The 20,472-nt window shown below is 72.2% G+C and carries 16 protein-coding genes; 7 read left to right on the top strand and 9 right to left on the bottom strand.

The window, feature by feature from the left end; all coding sequences use genetic code 11:
* Positions 1–8 precede the first annotated feature (8 nt).
* Positions 9–602, bottom strand: coding sequence for a YHS domain protein (locus tag ACGWYJ_RS35255; RefSeq protein ID WP_395110908.1), 594 nt, complete (start codon positions 600–602; stop codon positions 9–11).
* Between the two features lie 126 nt (positions 603–728).
* On the bottom strand, positions 729–2,042 hold the full coding sequence (locus ACGWYJ_RS35250; RefSeq protein WP_395110907.1) for a KamA family radical SAM protein: 1,314 nt from the start codon (positions 2,040–2,042) through the stop codon (positions 729–731).
* A 353-nt stretch (positions 2,043–2,395) separates the two neighbouring features.
* Between ACGWYJ_RS35250 and ACGWYJ_RS35245 the strand changes: the two genes are divergently transcribed.
* The 4 genes from ACGWYJ_RS35245 to argS all read left to right on the top strand — a co-directional run bounded on the left by ACGWYJ_RS35245 (position 2,396) and on the right by argS (position 6,887).
* Complete coding sequence (locus ACGWYJ_RS35245) at positions 2,396–3,262, top strand: alpha/beta fold hydrolase (RefSeq protein WP_395110906.1); 867 nt, start codon at positions 2,396–2,398, stop codon at positions 3,260–3,262.
* Positions 3,263–3,358: 96 nt separating this feature from the next.
* Entirely contained in the window at positions 3,359–3,775 is a 417-nt protein-coding gene (locus ACGWYJ_RS35240) for a hypothetical protein (RefSeq protein WP_395110905.1), read from the top strand.
* A gap of 131 nt (positions 3,776–3,906) precedes the next feature.
* Entirely contained in the window at positions 3,907–5,085 is a 1,179-nt protein-coding gene (gene plsX, locus ACGWYJ_RS35235) for a phosphate acyltransferase PlsX (protein ID WP_395110904.1), read from the top strand.
* 56 nt (positions 5,086–5,141) lie between these two features.
* Complete coding sequence (gene argS, locus ACGWYJ_RS35230) at positions 5,142–6,887, top strand: arginine--tRNA ligase (RefSeq protein WP_395110903.1); 1,746 nt, start codon at positions 5,142–5,144, stop codon at positions 6,885–6,887.
* Positions 6,888–6,894: 7 nt separating this feature from the next.
* Here argS and ACGWYJ_RS35225 read toward each other — a convergent pair whose 3' ends face one another.
* Entirely contained in the window at positions 6,895–7,866 is a 972-nt protein-coding gene (locus ACGWYJ_RS35225; RefSeq protein ID WP_395110902.1) for an LLM class flavin-dependent oxidoreductase, read from the bottom strand.
* On the opposite strand from ACGWYJ_RS35225, the gene ACGWYJ_RS35220 reads away from it, so the two are divergent.
* Complete coding sequence (locus ACGWYJ_RS35220; protein WP_395110901.1) at positions 7,822–9,000, top strand: hypothetical protein; 1,179 nt, start codon at positions 7,822–7,824, stop codon at positions 8,998–9,000. The genes ACGWYJ_RS35225 and ACGWYJ_RS35220 overlap by 45 nt on opposite strands.
* Here the strand turns inward: ACGWYJ_RS35220 and ACGWYJ_RS35215 are convergent.
* The 5 genes from ACGWYJ_RS35215 to ACGWYJ_RS35195 form a co-directional block, all read right to left on the bottom strand.
* Entirely contained in the window at positions 8,969–9,871 is a 903-nt protein-coding gene (locus tag ACGWYJ_RS35215) for an aldehyde dehydrogenase family protein (protein WP_395110900.1), read from the bottom strand. The two genes, ACGWYJ_RS35220 and ACGWYJ_RS35215, sit on opposite strands and share 32 nt — an antisense overlap.
* Entirely contained in the window at positions 9,864–11,294 is a 1,431-nt protein-coding gene (locus ACGWYJ_RS35210) for an aldehyde dehydrogenase family protein (RefSeq protein WP_395110899.1), read from the bottom strand. Before ACGWYJ_RS35210 ends, ACGWYJ_RS35215 begins: the two co-directional genes overlap by 8 nt.
* Positions 11,295–11,305: 11 nt before the next feature.
* Positions 11,306–12,244: a deoxyribose-phosphate aldolase gene (gene deoC, locus ACGWYJ_RS35205; RefSeq protein WP_395110898.1), complete on the bottom strand. Its 939-nt coding sequence runs from the start codon at positions 12,242–12,244 to the stop codon at positions 11,306–11,308.
* A gap of 81 nt (positions 12,245–12,325) precedes the next feature.
* Positions 12,326–13,195, bottom strand: a complete 870-nt coding sequence (locus ACGWYJ_RS35200; RefSeq protein WP_395110897.1) for a haloalkane dehalogenase — start codon at positions 13,193–13,195, stop codon at positions 12,326–12,328.
* Between the two features lie 72 nt (positions 13,196–13,267).
* Positions 13,268–15,010, bottom strand: coding sequence for an LLM class flavin-dependent oxidoreductase (locus ACGWYJ_RS35195; RefSeq protein WP_395110896.1), 1,743 nt, complete (start codon positions 15,008–15,010; stop codon positions 13,268–13,270).
* A gap of 178 nt (positions 15,011–15,188) precedes the next feature.
* Here ACGWYJ_RS35195 and ACGWYJ_RS35190 point away from each other — a divergent pair, with 178 nt between their 5' ends.
* Together ACGWYJ_RS35190 and ACGWYJ_RS35185 are read left to right on the top strand one after the other, a co-directional pair.
* The gene (locus ACGWYJ_RS35190; RefSeq protein ID WP_395110895.1) at positions 15,189–16,241 is read left to right on the top strand and encodes a CaiB/BaiF CoA transferase family protein; all 1,053 of its coding nucleotides are present in this window, start codon (positions 15,189–15,191) and stop codon (positions 16,239–16,241) included.
* Positions 16,242–16,312: 71 nt separating this feature from the next.
* A complete protein-coding gene (locus tag ACGWYJ_RS35185; protein ID WP_395110894.1) occupies positions 16,313–19,210 on the top strand; it encodes an AAA family ATPase in 2,898 nt (965 codons plus the stop codon).
* Positions 19,211–19,397: 187 nt separating this feature from the next.
* Here ACGWYJ_RS35185 and ACGWYJ_RS35180 read toward each other — a convergent pair whose 3' ends face one another.
* A complete protein-coding gene (locus ACGWYJ_RS35180; protein ID WP_395110893.1) occupies positions 19,398–20,216 on the bottom strand; it encodes a class I SAM-dependent methyltransferase in 819 nt (272 codons plus the stop codon).
* Between the last annotated feature and the right edge of the window lie 256 nt (positions 20,217–20,472).

Raw genomic sequence — 20,472 nt, 5'->3', positions numbered from 1 at the left:
CCACCCGTTCAGCCGCTAGCGGCACGGGCGGCCTTCTTCTCCTGCCTCTTGACGAACTCCGTACGGCAGTCCTTGCAGCAGAACCCGTACAGCGTGCCCTCCCACTCCAGGGTCGGGGCCTTGTCCAGCATGACGATCATGTCGCAGATCGGGTCGACGACCGCCCGGCCCTCGGCCAGGTCCTGGCGCAGGGGGTCGTTCATCATCTCCACGAGCCCGGTGGAGGTCTTGGCCTCGCCGCGGACGCCCATGCTCCCGTCGGCGACGCCCAGGACGTGCACCTGGACGGCCGCTCCGGGGTCCTCCTCGACGATCAGCCGGGTGTACGTCGTGATGATGTGCTCACTGGTGTCCTTGCGCCAGGGCCCGGGGACGTGGACGCGAACCAGGTACGGAGGCGGGTCGCCGGCGAGGTCCGAGCCCACGACCCAGGTCTCGGGCTCGTGCACCACCACCTGGAACTGGGACGCGAAGACGGCGGCCTGCCGCTCGTCCATCTCGTCTCCGGCCCCTGTCATGCAGGACATGAACCCCTGGGCGAGCCTGCGGCGGCGGTCGGCGGTGAGGCGGCCTTTCGGGACGAACAATTCGGTGAACATCATGCCGCCAGGCTGCCGGGCCGTTCTGCCAGATCGCTCGCAGGCGTCTGTCAGAGCAGGCGCCCGCCGGACAGCGGTCCCGGGTGGAGATGTGCGCCCCACCCGGGACGCCGCCATTGCCAGGGGACGCTATTGCCAGGGGAAGCGGTCCGCGAAGGCGGGTTTGAGGTCGTCCAGCCACACGGCGGTGGGGTCGTACTCGGCGAAGAAGGGCTTGCCGACCAGCTCGGGGTCGCGGCATTGGATGAAGTGCAGCGCGAACACCTTCTGCCCGGCCACCTCCACCACCCCGTCCACGCACACCTTGCCGGGGGTGGCGGACATCGACGGGCCGCGGACGGTGCGGGACAGGCCGGAGATGCCCGCGAAGGCGTCCCGGAAGATCTCGTACGCGCGGGCCAGCGGGACGGCGAAATAGTCCTGGGGGCCGGTGTCGCGCTCCACGAACATGTAGTACGGGACCATGCCCATCCGGGTCTGCGCGCGCCACATGGTGTTCCACACCGCGGGGTCGTCGTTGATGGTGCGGATCAGCGGCGCCTGGGTGCGGATGACCGCGCCGGTGCCGCGGATGCGCCGCACCGCCTCGGTGACCACCAGCGGCTCCAGCTCGCGCGGATGGGTGAAGTGGGCCTGGAAGGCCAGGTTCTTGCCGGACTCCACGACCTGCTCGAACAGGCGCAGCATGGCCTCGGCGTCGGGGTCGGTGACGAACTTGGCCGGCCAGTAGGCCAGCGCCTTGGTGCCGATCCTGATCGACTCCAGCTGCTCCAGCTCCAGCAGCGGCTCGATGTAGCGCCGCAGCACCGGCTCACCCATGATCATGGCGTCGCCGCCGGTGAACAGCACGCTGGTCACCTGCGGATGGGCCAGCAGATAATCCCGCAGCCGGCCGGAGTCGTCGCCGGCCATCTTCAGATCCGGCTCGCCCACGAACTGCGCCCAGCGGAAGCAGTAGGTGCAGTACGCGTGGCAGGTCTGGCCCTGCTTGGGGAAGTACAGCACGGTCTCGTCGTACTTGTGCTGCAACCCCGGGATCTTCCCGTCGCCGAAGCTGGGGATGTTCAGTTCCATCTGCCCGGCCGGGTGGGGGTTGAGCCGCATCCGCACCTGGTGCGCGGCGGCCTCGACCTCGGCCTTGGGCGCCTCGCGGCGCAGCAGGTCGCAGAGCCGGGCGACATCGGCCTCCGGGAGCATGTCCGCACTGGGGAACACCAGCCGGTAGATCGGGTCGTCGGGAGCGGCCGACCAGTCGATCAGCTCCTCGACGACGTAGGCGTTGGTCCGGAACGGCAGCACCGTCGCGACCGCCCGGATCTCCAACCGCTCCCGGGCGCTCAGACCCGCGCGGGCGGTCAGCTCGTCGAGGTGCTTCGCCGTGAAGGCGCGGAAATTACGACCGGAGGATCGCAGGGCGGGAGCCGCGTCGTTCACCAGTGTCACGTGTTGGGTCTCCTTGACGTCAGCGGGGATTCGCACCCGAGTGGCCGGGAGCGTGGGCATAACGGATAGTGATGGCTTTGGCCCGGCACACCCCCCTTGAAGCGGTTCAAACATCCTTATAACGAATATCTACCCGCATGCCAGAACAAAGATGCTGGTCACCCGCAGATCTGACAAATCGGACGAACGATGGCGCGGGTCCCCGGCTCAGGTCCTGGCGGTTACGGGATGTGAGGCGTTCTCCGCGTCCAGTGTGCCTATGCTGAAGCCCGCCGTACAGGGCCCGCCCTGGTCGCGGCGAACGGCGGCGGCACTCCGGGTACGGCACTCCGGGTACGGCGAGGAGCGGCACGATGACCGGGACCGGATACACCTCGACCCTCGCCGAGGCGGCGGGCGAGCGGGTCGACCTGATCGACACCGGCCGCCGCGACGGCCCCCCGCTCCTGATCACCTCGGGGCTCGGTGGCGCGTGGTTCGACTGGGACCCGTCGGTGGCGCTCCTGCGGGACGCGCACCGCGTGCTGATCTACGACCGGCCCGGACTGGGCCTGAGCCCCGCCGGGCAGGCGCCGCCGAGCCTGCGCCGCGACGTACGGATCATGGCGGAGCTGGCGGAGGACGCCGGCCCGCCGGTCACCGTGCTGGCCCATTCCATGGGGGCGTTCGCCGCCGAGGCGCTGGCCAGGGCGCGTCCCAAGCTGGTGGACGGGATGGTGCTCGTCGATCCGAGCTACGAGCACGCCCCGCGCGGACGGCCCCGGGTGGCGGCCGTGCTGCACCCGCTGACCAGGGCGCTCGCGGCCGTCCTCGATCTGACGCGGCTCGCCCGCCTGGCGGGTCCCGCCGGACGGCGCGTCGTCCTCGGCTTCGCCAGCGACCGGGACGACACCGTACCGAAGGGCCTGGTCCGGGACGTGTACGGACGCGGCACCGTGCTCGGCACCATCGTGGCCGAGGAGTTCGCCTACCGGGAGATGGCGACCGACCTGGCGGCGCTGCGCGAGCGGCGGCCGTTCCCCCCGATCCCGCTGGTCGTGCTGACGGCGCTCGGCGACGTCCGGGACACCGGCGGGGGACGGGAGTGGTCGCGGGGGCACCGCCTGCTGGCCGCGATGAGCCCGCGGGGACGGCAGGTCGAGCTGCCGGGGGCCAGGCACATGCTCCAGCTCGACCGGCCGGACGCGATCGCCGACGCCGTCGCCGAGGTGCTGGGATGAGCCCGCGGCCGGACCTCCCCAGGCTCCCGCCTCCGGGCAAGGACTCGCCCGGAGGAACGGAAAACCTGGGCACGTCCCGCATACCGCCCCGTTTCCGTGGCGACGAAACGGCTTGTGAAGATCACCCGCACACGCGTGGTGGCGGCGGGCGCGACCGGCCTGGCCGGGGCGATAGCCGCCACCGCCTTCTTCCTGCTGACCGACTCCAGGGAACTGCGCTACCCGACCCAGACGGCGCTGCGCAACGCGCTGGCCGCCAACGCCACCGAGGAACTGCGCGGCCGCGGCATCGCTTTGGGCTCGGCGTTGCAGTGCACCGACATCGAGGGCTGGACCAAGCTGAGGCTGCGCGCCGGCTGCAAGGGCAAGACCGCCGACCGGCGCGACGTCCAGGTCATCGGCACCGGCGAGGACAAGACCAAGACGCACCACTTCACGATCCTGATCGACGGCCGACCGGTGGTGGAGAACGCCCGCTGCCTCGGTGCCGACTGCCGCAGCGAGACGGGCTGACCGCGCCCGGAACTCCGTGGCCCGCCCGCCCGAGCACAACCCGCCGGTCCGGGCAGGTGAAGGGACCGCCTAGCATGCGATGAACCGCCGTCATCCGGCACATCGCGTCCTTTCACCCACTTGGAGTCGCCATGATCGGCACGGGCGGGCGCCCGCGCCCGGCGCCGGACCGTACCGAGCAGGCCGTGCCCGACACGGCCGGGCGGCTCGCGCCCGTGGCGGTGGACACCATGGGCGGCGACCACGCCCCCGAGGAGGTCATCGCCGGGGCGGTGGCGGCCGTCCGCGAGCACGGCTCCCGGCTGGTGCTGGTCGGCCGCGCCCCGCAGATCCGCGCCGAGCTGGAGCGCCACGGGGCGGCCGGCGAGATCCCGATCGCGCACGCCGACGAGGCGCTGGACATGGGCGAGGGCGCCCTGGCGGGCTGGCGCAAGCCGCGCTCGTCCATCGCCATCGCCTGCCGCCTGATCAAGCAGGGGCGGGCGTCGGCGCTGGTCTCGGCCGGGACGACGGCGGGCGTGGTGGCGACCGCGCGGCTGCGGCTCAAGGGGCAGCAGGGCGTGATGCGTCCCGCGATCGCGGTGACCCTGCCCACGCGGCCCCGTCCGACCGTGCTGCTGGACTCCGGCGCCACCGTGGACGTGAAGCCCGAGACGCTGGTGCAGTTCGCCGCCGTGGGCACCGCGTACGCGCAGATCCTGCTGGGACTGCCCAGGCCGCGGGTGGGCCTGCTGAACATCGGCGCCGAGGCGGGCAAGGGCAACAAGGCCACCAGGCGGGCGTACGAGCTGCTGTCCGGCGGGCAGCAGGGCATCGAGTTCGCCGGGAACGTGGAGGGCCACGACCTGCTGAGCGGCGCGGTGGACGTGGTGGTCGCCGACGGCTTCACCGGCAACGTGGCGCTGAAGACCATGGAGGGCGCCGCCCGCGCGGCCCTGGAGGAGCTGCGGCTGACCATGTCCGGCAGCCGGGCCGCCAGGTTCGGGACGCTGTTCCAGCGCCGCGGGCTGCTGGAGCTGAGAGAGCGGCTGGACGCCGAGACCTACGGCGGCGGGGTGCTGCTCGGCCTGAACGGGACGGTGGTCATCGCGCACGGAGCGTCCAGGGCACGCGCGATCACCTCCGCCTGCCTGCTCGCCGAGGAACTGGTGGCGGGGCGGATCGTGGAGCGGATCCGCGAGCAGGTCGGCGCCCTGCGCACCCCGTCCAGGCTCGGCCGCCTGACGGGCCGCGACAAGGAGGAGCGGGAGCGCGGCTCCGATCCCGACGCGGCGCCGGAGGCGTCCGAGGACGAGCCCCCGGAACGCTGATCACATCCCTCGCGAATGTGTCGGGTCCACTGCCGCGGCGCCGATAACCTTGGCACATGCCCGACCCGCAACTCGTACTCGCCGCCCGGGTCCAGGACGCGCTGACCGCCGCCTTCGGACCGTCGTACGCGGACACCGACCCGGTCATCCGGCCGTCGCAGTTCGCCGACCTCCAGGCCAACGTGGCGCTGCCGCTGGCCAAGAGGCTGGGCCGCGCGCCGCGCGAGGTGGCGAACGAGATCGTGGCCAGGCTGGACGTCGCCGACGTGGCCTCCGGCGTCGAGGTCAGCGGGCCCGGCTTCATCAACCTGACCCTCAAGGACGAGTGGATCGCGGCGCAGGCCCGGCGGGTCCTGGACGACGAGCGGCTGGACGTGCCCCCCGCCGAGACCCCCCAGAGGGTCGTGGTCGAGTACTCCTCGCCCAACGTCGCCAAGGAGATGCACGTCGGGCATCTGCGGACGACGATCGTGGGCGACGCGATCGCCCGGATCCTGGAGTTCCTGGGCCACGAGGTGATCAGGGACAACCACATCGGCGACTGGGGCACCCCGTTCGGCATGCTCATCGAGCACCTGCTGGACCTCGGCGAGGAGGCCGCCGCGCGGGACGACTCGTCCGTCAGCGACCTGACCGCGTTCTACCAGGCCGCCCGCCAGAAGTTCGACTCCGACGAGGAGTTCGCCGACCGGTCGAGGCGGCGGGTGGTCGCGCTCCAGTCCGGCGACCCCGAGACGCTGCGGCTCTGGAACCTGCTGGTGGACGTCTCCAAGCGGTACTTCAACTCCGTCTACCGGCGGCTGCGGATCACCCTCACCGACGCCGACATCAAGGGCGAGAGCTTCTACAACGACATGCTCGGCCCGATCACCGAGGAGCTGGAGTCCCGCGGCATCGCGGTGATCAGCGACGGGGCGCTGTGCGTGTTCCCGCCCGGGTTCAAGGGCCGCGACGGGGAGCCGCTGCCGGTGATCCTGCGCAAGAGCGACGGCGGCTACAACTACTCCACCACCGACCTGGCCACCGTGAAGTACCGGGTCGAGACCGAGCGGGTCAACCGGATGATCTACGTGGTGGGCGCGCCGCAGTCGCTGCACTTCCAGATGGTGTTCGCGGTGGCGCGGATGGCCGGCTGGCTGCCCGACGACGTGTCGGCCGAGCACGCCGAGATCGGCAACGTGCTGGGCACCGACCGCAAGATCCTGCGTACCCGGGCCGGCGGCACGGTCAAGCTGAGCGAGCTGCTGGACGAGGCCGTCGAGCGGGCCGGGGTGGAGTACGACAAGATCGAGCGCGAGGAGTCGCTCGGCGAGGAGGAGCGGGCCGCGATCGTGGAGGCGGTCGGGATCGGCGCGGTCAAGTACGCCGACCTGTCGACGGCCCGCGACAGCGAGTACGTCTTCGACTTCGACCGGATGATCGCCTTCCGCGGGAACACCGGCCCGTACCTCCAGTACGCCGTCGCCCGGATCCGGTCGATCTTCCGCAGGGGCGGGCTGCGGCCCGAGGAGGCGCACGGCCCGATCGTGCTCGGGCACGAGACCGAGCGGGCGCTGGCCCTGCACCTGCTGGGCTTCGGCGCGGTGCTGGAGCAGGCGGGCGCGACCGCCGAGCCGCACCGGCTCGCGGGCTACATCTTCGATCTGGCCTCGGCGTACACGGCGTTCCACGAGAACTGCCCCGTGCTGAAGGCCCCGGACGAGGAGACGAAGGCGTCCCGGCTGGCGCTGGCGGCGGCGACGCTGCGCACGCTGGTCACCGGCCTCGACCTGCTGGGCGTGCCCACGCCCGAGCGCATGTGAGCACGGCTCACGACCTCGCGCGCTCGCGCCCGACGGTCTCCCGCACCTCCGGGACGATCTCCAGCGCGAACACCTCCAGGTCGGCGGGGTCGCCCCCGTACAGGAACGAGTCCACGCCGTACCCGACGGCAAGTTCGGCGATCTCGTCCGCCCAGCGGACGGGGTCGCCGTTCAGCAGGCCGCGCGGCTCCGGCCGCCGTGCCGCGCCGCGGTCGATGGAGCCGTTCAGCACGTAGACGCGGCGGATCTCCGCCGGGTCGCGTCCCGCCTCCAGGGCGGCCTCGTCGATCCGGCGCTGCGCGTCCGGCAGCCGCGCGGGCGGGACCCGCGACGACAGCGCGATCCAGCCGTCGGCGATCCGCCCGGCCAGGGCCAGCGAGCGCGGCCCGGTCACCCCGAGCCACACGCCGATCGGGTGCGCCGGTGCGGGACCCGGCCTCGCCCCGTCCACCCGATAGTGCTCGCCCCTGAAATGGATGCCGTTGCCGCCGTCCCACATCGACCGGACGACCAGCACCGCCTCCTCCAGCGCGGCGCGCGCGCCGGCGGCGGGCAGGGACCGTCCACCGAACGACCGGACGCCGTCCGGAGCCGTGCCGCAGCCGAGGCCGAGCTCGACCCGGCCGCCGCTCAGCACGTCCAGCGACGCGATCGTCTTGGCGAGCACGACGGGCGGGCGCAGCGGCAGGCAGGCCACGGCCGGGAACACGCGGATCCGCCTGGCGGCGGCCAGCACCGTCGCCATCAGGGCGGGCGCGTCCAGGCACCGGCCGTCGTACGGACGGTCGGCGATCCCGAGCAGTTCCAGGCCCAGCCGGTCCGCGCGCTGAGCCGTGGTCACCGGCTCCGTCCCGGCGCCCGGATCGAGATAGTGGCCGAACCGGAGTCGCCGCCCGTAGTCGCCCATGCCGCCCCGCGGGTGTTCCTCCCGGAGGTGGCCTTCGGCGTCGCCGTGCGGCCGTGCCTCCGCGCCGTTCAAGGGCATGTCCGGCGAAGCCCCGCCCCCGTCCACGGTTGTGGACGGGGCTTCGCCGCCGGTTCCCGCGCTCAGGATTCGTCGCGCCCGCTGGCGAAACTCGAAAGGAAACCGGCGTTACCGCCCGAAGACCGCATCGCCTCCATGCCCGTCTTGGGCTCCATCTTGGGCTCGACCATGGGCGCCGGCATCTCGGACGCCGGTGCCGCGGACTCGGCGCGTGCGGTGGTCCTCCGGGGCGGACTGGATCTCGCCGTGACGCTTCGAGAGCCAGGACTTCTCGCCCCGGAGCCGCGTGTGCCGGATGTGCTGCGTGTCCCCGAACTGCGCGTGCCGCTGCGCGAACTCGTGCTCCGTGTGCCCGTGCTCCGTGTGCCCGTGCTGCGGGCGCGCGTGCCGGTGCTGCGAGCGCGTGAGGTCGTGCCGCGCGATGTCGTGCTGCGCGACCCGCTGCTTCTGGACGTGCCGCGTGTCCCGCCGGAGCGGGACGTGGTGCTCCTTGTGCTCCGCCCGGTGGCGGGAGCGGACGTGGTGATGGCCTTGGCCGCGGCGTTCATCGCCCGTGACGCGTCGGTCATCGCCTTGGTGGCGGTGGTCATGGCCTTCGTCATGGCCGTCATGGCCTTGGCCGAGGAGGTCGCCTTGGTCGCCACCGACCTCATCTTGGTGGCGGCCGACTTGGCCTCGCTGGCCGCTTTGGTGACCTTGGTGGCCGCCGCCTTGGAGCTACGGCTCTGCGCCGCGGACGTCCGGCTCGTCCCGGAACGGCTCGTGCCGCTCCTGGACCTGCTCGTGCTCGCGCGGCTCGTACCGGACCGGCTCGTACCGGACCGGCTGGACGAGCTCGCGCGCCTGGTCGTGCCCGTGGATTTGGACGAGGTGCCCGTGCTCCGGCGGACGGTGGTCCGCGGCGCCGTCGCCGTCTGCGCGGCACTCGTGGTCTTCCTGGCCTTCTTGGTGCCCGTCGTACGCGCCGCCGTTCCGCGGCCCGACGCCGTACGCGATGTCCTCTGTGTCGGCACTGATCTTCCCCCCCGTGATGATCAGTTACGGGGAGACTATTCCACAGATCGTGACGGTCTACACACTTTCCGCCGATCGAGGATCAGACCCCCACCGGATGCCAGACCGTCTTGACCTCCAGGAACGCGGTCATCCGCGCCGTTCCGGGATCGCCCGTCCAGTCGTCGCGCGCGCCCGCAGCCCCTGCCACGCCGCCGTTTCCGGCGGCCGCGCCGGGACGCAGCACGCGCTTGAGGTTCTCCGCGGCGGCCTCCTCCAGCTCGCGCACCCGATTTTCGGAGACGCCCGCGAGATCCAGCGCGTTGACATCCATGTGCGAGGCAAGCCAGGGCAGGAGTTCGTCACGTCGCCCGGTGAGCAGGTTCACCACCCCGCCGGGAAGGTCGGAGGTGGCCAGCACCTCGGCGAGCGTGATCGCGGGCAGCGGCGCCGGCTCGGAGGCCACCACCACGCAGGTGTTGCCGGACACGATCACCGGCGCCACCACCGACACCAGGCCGAGCAGCGGCGAGTCGGGCGCCGCGATCCCGACGACCCCGGTGGGCTCGGGCGTGGAGAAGTTGAAGAACGGGCCCGCGACCGGGTTGGCGGCTCCCGTGACCGCGCCGAGCTTGTCGGCCCAGCCCGCGTACCAGACCCACCGGTCGATGGCCTCGTCGACCTCCGCGACCGCCGCGTTCTTCTGCGCGCCCGCGGCGCGCAGCTCGTCGACGAACTGCGCGCGCCGTCCCTCCAGCATCTCGGCGACGCGGTAGAGGATCTGGCCGCGGTTGTAGGGGGTGCGCCGCGACCAGCCGCCGAACGCCTTGCGCGCGGTCGTGACGGCGTCCCGCAGGTCCTTGCGGGACGCCTGGGACGCGTTCGCCAGGAACCGTCCCTTGGCGTCGTTCACCACGTACGACCTGCCGGACTCGGACCGGGGGAACGCGCCCCCGATGAACAGCTTGTAGGTCTTGCGCACGGCCAGCCGGTTCCGCTCAGACATTCAGGTACGCCTCCAGACCGTGCCGGCCGCCCTCGCGGCCGAACCCCGACTCCTTGTAGCCGCCGAACGGCGACGCGGGGTCGAACTTGTTGAACGTGTTGGACCAGACCACGCCCGCGCGCAGCCGCTCGGCCATCCACAGGATGCGGGAGCCCTTCTCCGTCCAGACCCCGGCCGACAGCCCGTAGGGGGTGTTGTTGGCCTTCTCCACCGCCTCTGCGGGTGTGCGGAACGTCAGCACCGACAGCACCGGCCCGAAGATCTCCTCGCGTGCGATCCGGTGCGACTGCGCGACCCCGGTGAACACGGTCGGGACGAACCAGAACCCGCGCTGCGGCAGCTCGCACGGCGGCGACCAGCGCGTGGCGCCCTCCCGCTCGCCGATCTCCGACAGCGCGCGGATCCTGGCGAGCTGCTCGGCCGAGTTGATCGCGCCCACATCGGTGTTCTTGTCGAGGGGGTCGCCGACGCGCAGCGTGGTCATGCGCCGCTTGAGCCGGTCGAGGAGCTCGTCCGCCACCGACTCCTGGACGAGCAGCCGCGAGCCCGCGCAGCACACATGCCCCTGGTTGAAGAAGATGCCGTTGACCACGCCCTCGACCGCCTGGTCCAGCGCCGCGTCCTCGAAGATCACGTTGGCGGCCTTGCCGCCCAGCTCCAGCGTCAGCTTCTTGCGCGTGCCCGCCACCGCCCGCGCGATCCGCCGTCCCACCTCGGTGGACCCGGTGAACGCGACCTTGTCGACGCCGTCGTGCTCCACCAGCGCCCGGCCGGTGTCGCCCGCGCCGGTGACGATGTTGACCACGCCCGGGGGCAGGTCCGCCTGCCGGCAGATCTCGGCGAACGCCAGCGCGGTCAGCGGCGTCGTCTCAGCGGGCTTGAGCACCACCGTGTTGCCGCACGCCAGCGCCGGGGCGATCTTCCAGGCCAGCATGAGCAGGGGGAAGTTCCACGGGATGACCTGACCGGCCACGCCCAGGGGCCGCGGGTCCGGTCCGAACCCCGCGTAGCCGAGCTTGTCGGCCCAGCCCGCGTAGTAGAAGAAGTGGGCGGCCACCAGGGGCAGGTCCACGTCCCGCGACTCGCGGATCGGCTTGCCGTTGTCGATCGACTCCAGGACGGCCAGCTCGCGCGAGCGCTCCTGGAGGATCCGGGCGATCCGGTAGAGGTACTTGGCCCGCTCGCGGCCCGGCATCGTGCCCCAGACGCCGTCGTAGGCGGCGCGGGCGGCGGCCACCGCGCGGTCGACGTCGGCCGCGTCCGCGCAGGCGATCTCGGCCAGCGGCTCCTCGTTGGACGGGTCGATGCTCTTGAACGGCTCGCCGTGGCCGTCGACGAACTCGCCGCCGATGAACAACCCGTACGAGGGGCGGATGTCGACGACGGCACGTGACTCGGGAGCCGGTGCGTACTGGAAGTCCATGGGTCCCCCGGTCAGTCGAGCGTGAAGTGGTCGGGGCCGGAGTAGGCGCCGGTGGCCAGCTTGCGGCGCTGCATCAGCAGGTCGTTCAGGAGGCTGGACGCGCCGAGCCTGAAGTGCTCGGGGGTCAGCCAGTCCGGGCCCGCGGTCTCGTTGACCAGCACCAGGTACTTGATCGCGTCCTTGGTGGTGCGGATCCCGCCGGCGGGCTTGACGCCCACCTGGCGTCCCGTCAGGTCGCGGAAGTCGCGCACCGCCTCCAGCATGATCAGTGTCACCGGCAGGGTCGCGGCCGGCGCCACCTTCCCCGTCGAGGTCTTGATGAAGTCCGCCCCGGCCCGCATCGCCAGCCAGGACGCCCGCCGCACGTTGTCGTAGGTGACCAGCTCGCCGGTCTCGAAGATCACCTTGAGGTGGGCGTCGCCGCACGCCTCCTTGACCGCGACGATCTCCTCGTACACCTTCAGGTAGTCGCCGGCCAGGAACGCGCCCCGGTCGATCACCATGTCGATCTCGGTCGCCCCCGCGCCGACCGCCGCGCGGGTGTCGGCCAGCTTGGCCTCCAGCGGCGCCCGCCCGGACGGGAACGAGGTGGCGACGGCCGCGACGCCGATCCCCGTCCCCCTGAGCGCCTCGGCCGCGACCCCGGCGAGATCGGGGTACACGCAGATGGCCGCCACCTTCGGCACCTCGGGGTCGCCGGGGTCGGGGGTGACGCCCTTGGCGCACAGCGCCCGCACCTTCCCCGGCGTGTCCGCGCCCTCCAGGGTGGTCAGGTCCACCATCGAGATGGCCAGGTCGATCGCCTGCGCCTTGGCCGAGGTCTTGATGGACCGGGTCGCCAGCCGGGCCGCCCGCTCGTCGGCGCCGACCTGGTCCACGCCGGGTAGTCCGTGCAGGAAGGCGCGCAGCTCGGCCGCTCCGCCCACCGGGCTCAAAGTCTCCGTTGACACGCCCCAAGCATCACCTACGCGCCCCCATGACACCAAACGGCGCGGACGTCCCCGATGACCGGGCTCACGCCGTGCCGGCGGTCACCCGCCCAGCAGCCCGTGCCTCCGGGCCCACCCGGTGATCGCCGTGGCGATGGCCTCCGGCCGGTCCTCCGCGGCATGGTGCCCGGCCGGGCCGCAGTGCTCGATCTCCAGCGCGGCGATGTTGGCCGCGCACCACTCCGCCAGCTCCTCTCCCGGCTTGATCAGCAAGGTGGGAGACGAGTCGAAGGTGAGCAGCAGCTTGGGCACGCCGTCACTGCCGGCCAGCCACTTGCCGTACTGGCGGACCCTTTCGGCCACGTCGGCGGGGTCCCCGTCCAGCGGCAGCGAACGCGACCACTCCAGGATCGGGCGGCGGCTCTCGCGGGTCGGGTACGGCGCCCGGTAGTGCTCCAGCTCCTCATCGCTCAGCGGGTTGAGCACGCCGCCGGTGAACGCGGACTCCAGGAAGAAGTTCTGGTCGAGCACCAGCTTCTCGCCCTCCGGCCCGCGCATGGCCTTCGCCCGTGCGCGCGGCGCCTCCCCCAGATCGCTCCACGACATCTCCTTGACGATCGTCTCGAAGAAGGCCACGCCGCGGACGCGCCCGGGGTTCCGCGTGGCCCAGTCGAAGCCCAGGGCGCCGCCCCAGTCATGGCCGACGAGCACGACCTCGTCCAGCTCCAGCCGGTCGAACCAGGCGTCCAGGTATCGCGCGTGGTCGCCGAAGCGGTACGGCACGTCCGGCTTGCCGGAACGCCCCATGCCGATCAGGTCCGGCGCCAGCAACCGGGCGGGCCCGCCGAACGCGGGCAGCACCTTGCGCCATATGCGGGACGACGCCGGGTTGCCGTGCAGGAAGACGAACGGAGCCCCGGCGCCGGACTCCTCGTAGTACATCGTCGAGTCGAGAACGTCGATCGTGGGCATGACCCCTCCTTTACGTTGGTCCCACCAACAATAATTTGTTGGTGAGACCAACGCAAGACGCGTCCGGCCCGATCAGTAGGGGGAGGGCCCGCCGAACATCTCGCTCACCCGCGGGGCCAGCTCGGTGTCGCCCGTGAGCTTGAGACGGCCGTCCATGATCAGCGCGGCCGGGTTGGTGTGGCCGGAGAGGGCGCGCAGGAAGTCGGCCGTGCCGGTGCTGATCCTGAGGGCGGGCCTCTGAGCCGGCCCCGGGCGGGACCGGGCCCGGCCGTCGCAGACCGCGATCGTCCAGGCCAGGGTGACGCCGTCGGCGCGGGACAGCCGGAATTCCAGCTCGCCCTGGAAGCCGCGCTTGACCGAAGGGTCGTAGGCGCGGGCCATCCCTGCGAAGAAGAGACGCTGGGCACCGGCGCCGAAACGACGTTCCAGTTGGGCGTCGGTACGGTTGCCGACGAACTGGTGGACGGCCTTGAGAGCGCGTCTTCGCGCGCTTTCCCGTAGCTCGTTTCGCGTAGTGGCGAGGGCGGGGCGGACACCGGACGGGCGGCGCGCACGGCGGGCGCGGGCCACTTCCGCGGATTCGTCGATGCGGTAGCCCGCCGCGACCTCGCGCGCGGGTGCGCGGCGGGCGAGCGCGGCCTCGATCGCGGGGGCCAGGCGCTCCGCCTTCGCGGCCTCGCGTTCCTCCCGCCCCTCGGCGAAGCGCGGCAGGACCGCCGACCCGAACAGTTCGAGGGACTCGCAGATGTGCTCGTGCCGGTTCGGACCCGCCTGCAAGACGAACGAGATGTGGTCGACGCCCACCGCCTCGTACCGGCCGATCAGCTCCGCCACCTGGTCGGGCGTGCCGACCGCGCCGCGCAGCGAGCCGACGTTGACGTTCAGGGACCTGGCGTTGGCGATGATCTGCTCGCGGGAGAAGCCCCGGGCGGCCCTGCGCTCCTGGAACTGCCTCCAGACGTCCGTGCGGCCGGGGTCGTGCGGCGTGTTGCCGTAATAGTGCGCGAGCGCGAAACCGAAGAAATGGGCGCCGTCGATACCGCGGTCGATCGCGATGGCCTCGTCACGGTGCAGCATCATCGGCAGGACGACGGCGACATTCGGGTTGACCGCGAAGCCGGCCGGGACGCACTCCTCGGACTCGATCAGCCGGTAGTACTCGTCCACCCACACACCGGCGTCCTCGGGTTCGACGAACGAGAACGACAGCGCGCCGATGCCGTTGCGGGCGGCGAAATGGATGGTCTCGCGCCGCGAGCAGGCCACCCACAGCGGCGGGTGCGGCCGCTGGACCGGCTTGGGGATCACGTTGCGCGGCGGCATCGTCAGGAACGGCGAGTCCCAGCCGGCGAAGGGCTTCTCGACGAACATCCGCGTGATGGCGTCGATGGCGTCCTGCCATTGGGCGCGCTTGTCGGCGCGCTTGACCCCGAAGCCCCCGAGCTCGGCGCCCGAACTGGCCTCACCGGTGCCGAAATCGACCCGCCCGCCGGACACCAGGTCGAGCGTGGCGATGCGCTCGGCCACCCGCGCGGGGTGGTTGACCTGGTGCGGGAGCTGGACGATCCCGTGGCCGAGCCTGATCCGCTCGGTCCGCTGGGACGCGGCGGCGAGGAAGACCTCCGGCGCGGAGGAATGGCTGTACTCCTCCAGGAAGTGGTGCTCGACCTCCCACACGTGGTCGAACCCGACCCGGTCGGCGATCTCGATCTGTTCGAGCGCGTCCCGGTAGAGCCGTTGCTCCTGGCCGTCGTCCCACGGCCGGGGCAGCTGGTGCTCGTAGAAGAGGGAGAATCGGATTCCGACCACCTCCACCGGCTCTGACCTCGCAGAATCCCGTTCTACCCCGGTCAGCGTCCCCCGGACTGGACGGCACGTCAACAGAGCGCCAAGGAACGGCGAAAGCGTGACCGTTCCGGCGTCCGGACCGCCTTGACGAGGCGGGGCGCGGGGGGTGAGCGTGGTCACGATCAGCGGGAGCGGGAGTGGGACCATGGCGCTGCTGGACGGGCTGCGGGTGCTGGACCTGACGATGTGGCGGCCCGGGCCGTACGCCACCCAGCTCCTCGCCCAGCTCGGCGCCGACGTGATCAAGGTGGAGCCGCCGGGCGGCGAGCCGATGCGCGCCTTCCCGAGCCATTTCGACCTGCTCAACCAGCACAAGCGCGGCATCGTCCTGAACCTCGAGGACCCGTCCGACCGGGCCCGCTGCCTGGAGCTCGCCGCCGGGGCCGAGGTCTTCGTGGAGGGCTACCGTCCCGGCGTCGCCGACCGGCTCGGGGTCGGGCACGAGGCGGTGCTGGCCCTCAACCCCGGGCTGGTCTACTGCTCGCTGTCGGGATACGGGGCGCACGGATCGCTGTCGGCGCTGCCGGGGCACGACGTCAACTACCGCGCCTACACGGGGGCGATGCCGCCCGAGGCCGGATCGCCGGACGTGGACGAGCTGCCCGTCGCCGACATGGCGGCGGCGACGATGGCCGCGTTCGCGATCACGGCGGCCTGCCTGAAGGCACGGTCGACGGGCCTCGGCGACCATATCGACCTCGGCATGGCCGACGTCCTGGCGCACTGGGTCGGCACCGTCCCCGAGCCGCGTGAGCGCCGCCGGGAGCCCGGCGCCCCGGTCCCCGGGTACGGCGTCTACACCACCAAGGACGGCGGCAAGATCACCCTGGGGGTGGTGTCGGAGCAGCGGCTGTGGGCCGCGACCTGCCGCGCGCTCGGCCTGGTGGAGCACGCCGACCTCCCGTTCCCCGAGCGGCTGGCGCGGGTGCGGGAGCTGGACGCCGCGGTGGCCGCCGCGATCTCCCGGCTCACCAGGGACGAGGCCATCGACCTGCTCTACCCGGCGGGCGCGCCGGTGGCGCCGGTGCTGACCCGGGCCGAGATGATGGCGCACGGGCACTTCCAGGCCCGCGGCGTCATCGCGGACGGCACGGTCGGCGTGCCCGTCCGCACCACCGTGCACCCGCCGCTGCCGCCCGGCCCGGTGCCCGGACTGGACGAGCACCGGGGCCAGACCTGGCGGATGAATCCGGGCTGACCACCGGTTTCACGGCATGACCGGTAAAAATCAGGACAGGAATGTCCGACGGGTTTGGCATGCTTGACGGCGTGAGCATACGCGCGATGCCGTCCCTCATGGTCGGCCGGACGGCCGAGCTGGACGACCTGGAGGACGCGCTGTCGCGCGCTCCGGGGGCGGTGCTGATCGGGGGCGAGGCCGGTGTCGGCAAGACCCGGCTGATCCGGGAGTTCGCCGCCCGCCTCGGGGAGAAGGGCGCTCGGCTCCTGGCCGGCGGATGCCTTGAGCTGGGATCGGACGGGTTGCCGTTCACCCCGTTCACCACCGTGCTGCGCGAGCTGGTCCGCGACATCGGCATCGAAGGGGTCGCGGGTCTCCTGCCGCGGGCCGACACCTCCGGGCTGGCCCGGCTGCTGCCCGAGTTCGGCGAGCCGGAGTCCGACGAGGCGTCCGCGGAGGAGCGGGCCCGGCTGTTCGAGCTGGTGCTGACCCTGCTGGAGCGGCTGGCCGAGCGCGGCCCCGTGGTGCTGGTGATCGAGGACGCGCACTGGGCCGACCAGTCCACCCGCGAGCTGCTGGCGTTCCTGATCCGCAACGCCGGCGGCTCGCCGCTGCTGATCGTGGTCACCTACCGCACCAACGAGCTGCACCGCGCCCACCCGCTGCGGCCCCTGCTGGCCGAGCTGGCACGGCTCGACCGGGTACGGCGGCTCGAACTGACCCGGCTCTCCAAGGCCGACGTCGCGCGGCTGGTGGCCGGGGCGATGGACGCCGAGCCCCCGCCGCCGCTGGTGGACCGGATCTACGCCCGCAGCGAGGGCATCCCGCTGTTCGTCGAGTTCCTGCTGGAGAGCGAGGACGGCAGCGAGGACGGCAGGCACGCCGAGCTGCCCGAGTCACTGCGCGACCTGCTCCTCGCGGGCGTCCAGCGGCTCCCGGAGGAGACGCAGGAGGTGCTGCGCGACGCCAGCGGGGGCGGCACCCGCATCGAGCACGCGCTGCTGGCCGCCGTGTCGGGGCTGGACGAACCCCGCCTCACCCGGCTGCTGCGACCGGCCGTCGCCGCGAACGTGCTGGTCGTGGACGGCGACGGGTACGCGTTCCGGCACGCCCTGATCCGCGAGGCGATCCACGAGGACCTGCTCCCCGGCGAGCACACCCGCCTGCACACCCGCTACGCCGAGACCCTGGAGAACGATCCGGGCCTCGTGCCGGCGCGGCGCCTGTGGGTGGAGCTGAGCCACCACTGGTACTCGGCGCACGACGCCACCTGGGCGCTGGTCAGCTCATGGCGGGCCGCCGCCGAGGCGCACAAGACGCTGGCGTACGCCGAGAAGCTCGCGATGCTCCTGCGCGTCCTGGAGCTGTGGGAGCGCGTGCCGGACGCCGAGGAGCGCATCGGCGCCGGGCATGTCGACGTGCTGGAGGAGGCCGCGACGACCGCCGACCTGGCCGGGGAGTTCGACCGCGGGATCAAGCTGGCCGGCGCCGCGCTGCGCGCCGTGGGCACCGGCGAGGACCAGGCGCCGCGCCGCGCCGCGCTGCTGGAGCTGCGCGGCCGGATGTACTACGAGACGGCCCGGTCCCGTTGCGTCGACGATCTGCGGGAGGCCGCGGCCTGCCTGCCGGCCGAGCCGCCCACCGAGCTGCGCTCCCGCGTGCTGGCCACGCTGGCCACGTACGTGCGCCTGTCCACCGACATCCGGACGGCCCGCGAGGCGTCGGAGGAGTCGCTGCGGATCGCCCGCCAGATCGGGTCGATGACCGCCGAGGTGAACGCCCGCACCACGCTGTTCTGCGTCGACATCGACTACGACCGTGATGGCCCGAGGCTGCGCGAGGTGGAGGAGCTCGCCGACCAGGCCGGGAGTTTCCAGGCGCAGCTGCGTCTCGCCGTCATCAAGTCGCACTTCCTGGAGGGCGTCGGGCGGCACGAGGACGCCGCCGAGGTCGCACGCCTCGGCATGGAGGTGGCGCGCGAGCACGGCGTGGCCCGCACCCATGGCACGATCCTGTCCATCAACAGGGCCGAGCCGCTGGTGTCGCTGGGCCACTGGGACGAGGCCCGCACGATCCTGCGGCAGTCGCTGGAGCAGGATCCCGCGCTCGCCACCCGTACCTCGCTGCTCGTCCTGGACGGGGAGATCGCGCTGTGCCGTGGCGACCTCGACACCGCCGAGGAGCGGCTGGCGTCGGCCCGGGAGATCACGCATCGGAAGATGCCGTGGAAGAAGGCCCAGGACTTCTTCTCCACCGTGCGGCTGGAGGCGCGGCTGCGGATGGCCCAGGGACGGCCCGACGCGGCGCTGGAGGCGGTGCGGGACGTGATCGCCCATCCGGGGCTGCCGGACGACGCCCGCTACGCCTGGCCGGTGCTGGTGACCGGCGCCGCCGCCTGCGCGGAGCTGGGCGACGCCGCCACCATCGACGGCGAGCCCGCGTTCCCGAAGATCGAGTCGCGCGCCGCCGGGCTCAGCACCAGCGGCCCCGCCCAGAAGGCGCACCGGCTGGCCTTTGAGGCCCAGGCGGCCCGCGTGCGCGGCGAGCGCGCCCTGGCCACGTGGGACGCCTCCGCGGCCGCGTGGGAGGCGCTGAAGCGCCCGTACCCGATGGCGGAGGCTCTCCTGGGCGCGGGCGAGGCGGCGCTGGCCTCAGGCGACCACGAGGGGGCGGGGCAACGCCTGGAACGGGCCGCCAAGGCGGCCCATGACCTGGGGGCCGGACCGCTGTGCGAGCGGATCGAGGCCATGGCGCGCCGCGTCCGCCGCCGTGACGACACCGCCCCGCTCGGCCTGACCCCGCGCGAGCTTGAGGTGCTGCGGCTTCTCGCGGAGGGCCACAGCAACCGCGACATCGCCGAGACGCTGGTCATCTCCACGAAGACCGCCAGCGTGCACGTCTCCAACATCCTGGCCAAGCTGAAGGTGACCAGCCGCGGCGAGGCCGCCGCGGTCGCCCACCGCCTGGCCCTCTTCGCCGCCGACTGAACCCGGCGGCGGGGATCTCCCCTCCCGGACCCCCGCCGCCGGGTCTCGGACCACACGGGAATCTTCAGTGGTCGGCCCACGGAAAGGGCGCGGTATTCCACCGCTCGGAGGGGCGATTCCCTTCCCTCGGGCCACGCCCAACTCTTCCGCACGGACACCCGGCGGACATCCGTGGTTCTCCGGGAAATCAGCCCGGGACGCGCGCCACGCAGAACACGGTCTGGCCGAACGGGGGCCGCACGACCCGCTCGATGGTCCGGGTCAGCGGCACGACCGTACGGTCATAGATCTTGACCAGGCGCGGGTCGGGATACCCGGCGCCGCCCCGGCGGACGGCCACCCACCAGGCGATCCCGCCCAGGAAGTTGATCGGCTTGAGCACCTCGGCGTGCAGCCCCGCCTCACGGACGGTCGCGCCGAGGGTCGCCGGCGTGTAGCGGGTGACGTGCCCGACCTTGCGGTCGAAGTCCCCGTACAGCTGCATGTAGCCGGGAACCCAGATGACGATGCGGCCACCCGGCTTGGTGACGGCGGCCAGGTCGCGCAGGGCCTGCACGTCGTCCTTGATGTGCTCCAGCACGTTCATCATGACGACGGTGTCCACCTTCTGCCGGATCCCGACCTCGGCGGGCAGCTCCAGGTGGAGGACCTCGACGTCGTCGTCGCCCTCGTACCGTTTGCGCAGCTCGCCCACGCAGTACGGGTCGTTGTCGCTGACCGCGAGGTAGTCCAGCCGCCCGGCGAACTGCTCGGAGAAGTGCCCGAGACCGGACCCGATCTCCAGCAGCGAACGGCCCACATGCGGGGCGACCATGTCGTACTCGTACTTGCGGTAGTTGCGCGCCTCGTCGCCGCCGAGGTGGTTCTCCAGGGCGCCCTCACCGGCCGCCGGCTGGACGATCTCGCCGTCACCCGACGCGGGCGCGGCGGGCGTGCCCTTCTTGCCGCTGCCGAGCAGGTTGAGGAGCGTGCCGGTGATGGACTTCTTCTGAGCTGGTGACTGCATACTTCCCGCTCGCTGGGTGCGTTCTGCCGTTGACCGGCGTCCGGCCGGCGCTCGCCCGGCCGGTGCAACACAACCCCGGAACGGGACGGCCGGCCCTCGGGCGAAAGGTCGCGTCAGTCTATCCACAGCACCATGCCCAAAGCCCACACCCCAAGAATTTTGACCCCCGCGCCGCCCCTCCCCCGACCACGGACAGGTTGCGAGCGACATCTCGCAACCACCCCAGCCGACAACCCCAGCCCCGAACGGCGCCCAG

Source organism: Actinomadura sp. SCN-SB (assembly GCF_043906805.1).
In the GTDB taxonomy this organism is placed as follows: Bacteria; Actinomycetota; Actinomycetes; order Streptosporangiales; family Streptosporangiaceae; genus Spirillospora.
Note: the sequence above shows the minus strand (reverse complement) of the source record. Positions and strands in the feature narration are given on the sequence as shown.

Excerpts from the sequence above, each read along its gene's own strand:
- ACGWYJ_RS35255 (WP_395110908.1), bottom strand. The coding sequence starts at position 602 with ATGATGTTCACCGAATTGTTCGTCCCGAAAGGCCGCCTCACCGCCGAC.
- ACGWYJ_RS35245 (WP_395110906.1), top strand. The coding sequence starts at position 2,396 with ATGACCGGGACCGGATACACCTCGACCCTCGCCGAGGCGGCGGGCGAG.
- plsX (WP_395110904.1), top strand. The coding sequence starts at position 3,907 with ATGATCGGCACGGGCGGGCGCCCGCGCCCGGCGCCGGACCGTACCGAG.
- argS (WP_395110903.1), top strand. The coding sequence starts at position 5,142 with ATGCCCGACCCGCAACTCGTACTCGCCGCCCGGGTCCAGGACGCGCTG.
- ACGWYJ_RS35215 (WP_395110900.1), bottom strand. The coding sequence starts at position 9,871 with ATGTCTGAGCGGAACCGGCTGGCCGTGCGCAAGACCTACAAGCTGTTC.
- ACGWYJ_RS35210 (WP_395110899.1), bottom strand. The coding sequence starts at position 11,294 with ATGGACTTCCAGTACGCACCGGCTCCCGAGTCACGTGCCGTCGTCGAC.
- ACGWYJ_RS35200 (WP_395110897.1), bottom strand. The coding sequence starts at position 13,195 with ATGCCCACGATCGACGTTCTCGACTCGACGATGTACTACGAGGAGTCC.
- ACGWYJ_RS35190 (WP_395110895.1), top strand. The coding sequence starts at position 15,189 with ATGGCGCTGCTGGACGGGCTGCGGGTGCTGGACCTGACGATGTGGCGG.
- ACGWYJ_RS35180 (WP_395110893.1), bottom strand. The coding sequence starts at position 20,216 with ATGCAGTCACCAGCTCAGAAGAAGTCCATCACCGGCACGCTCCTCAAC.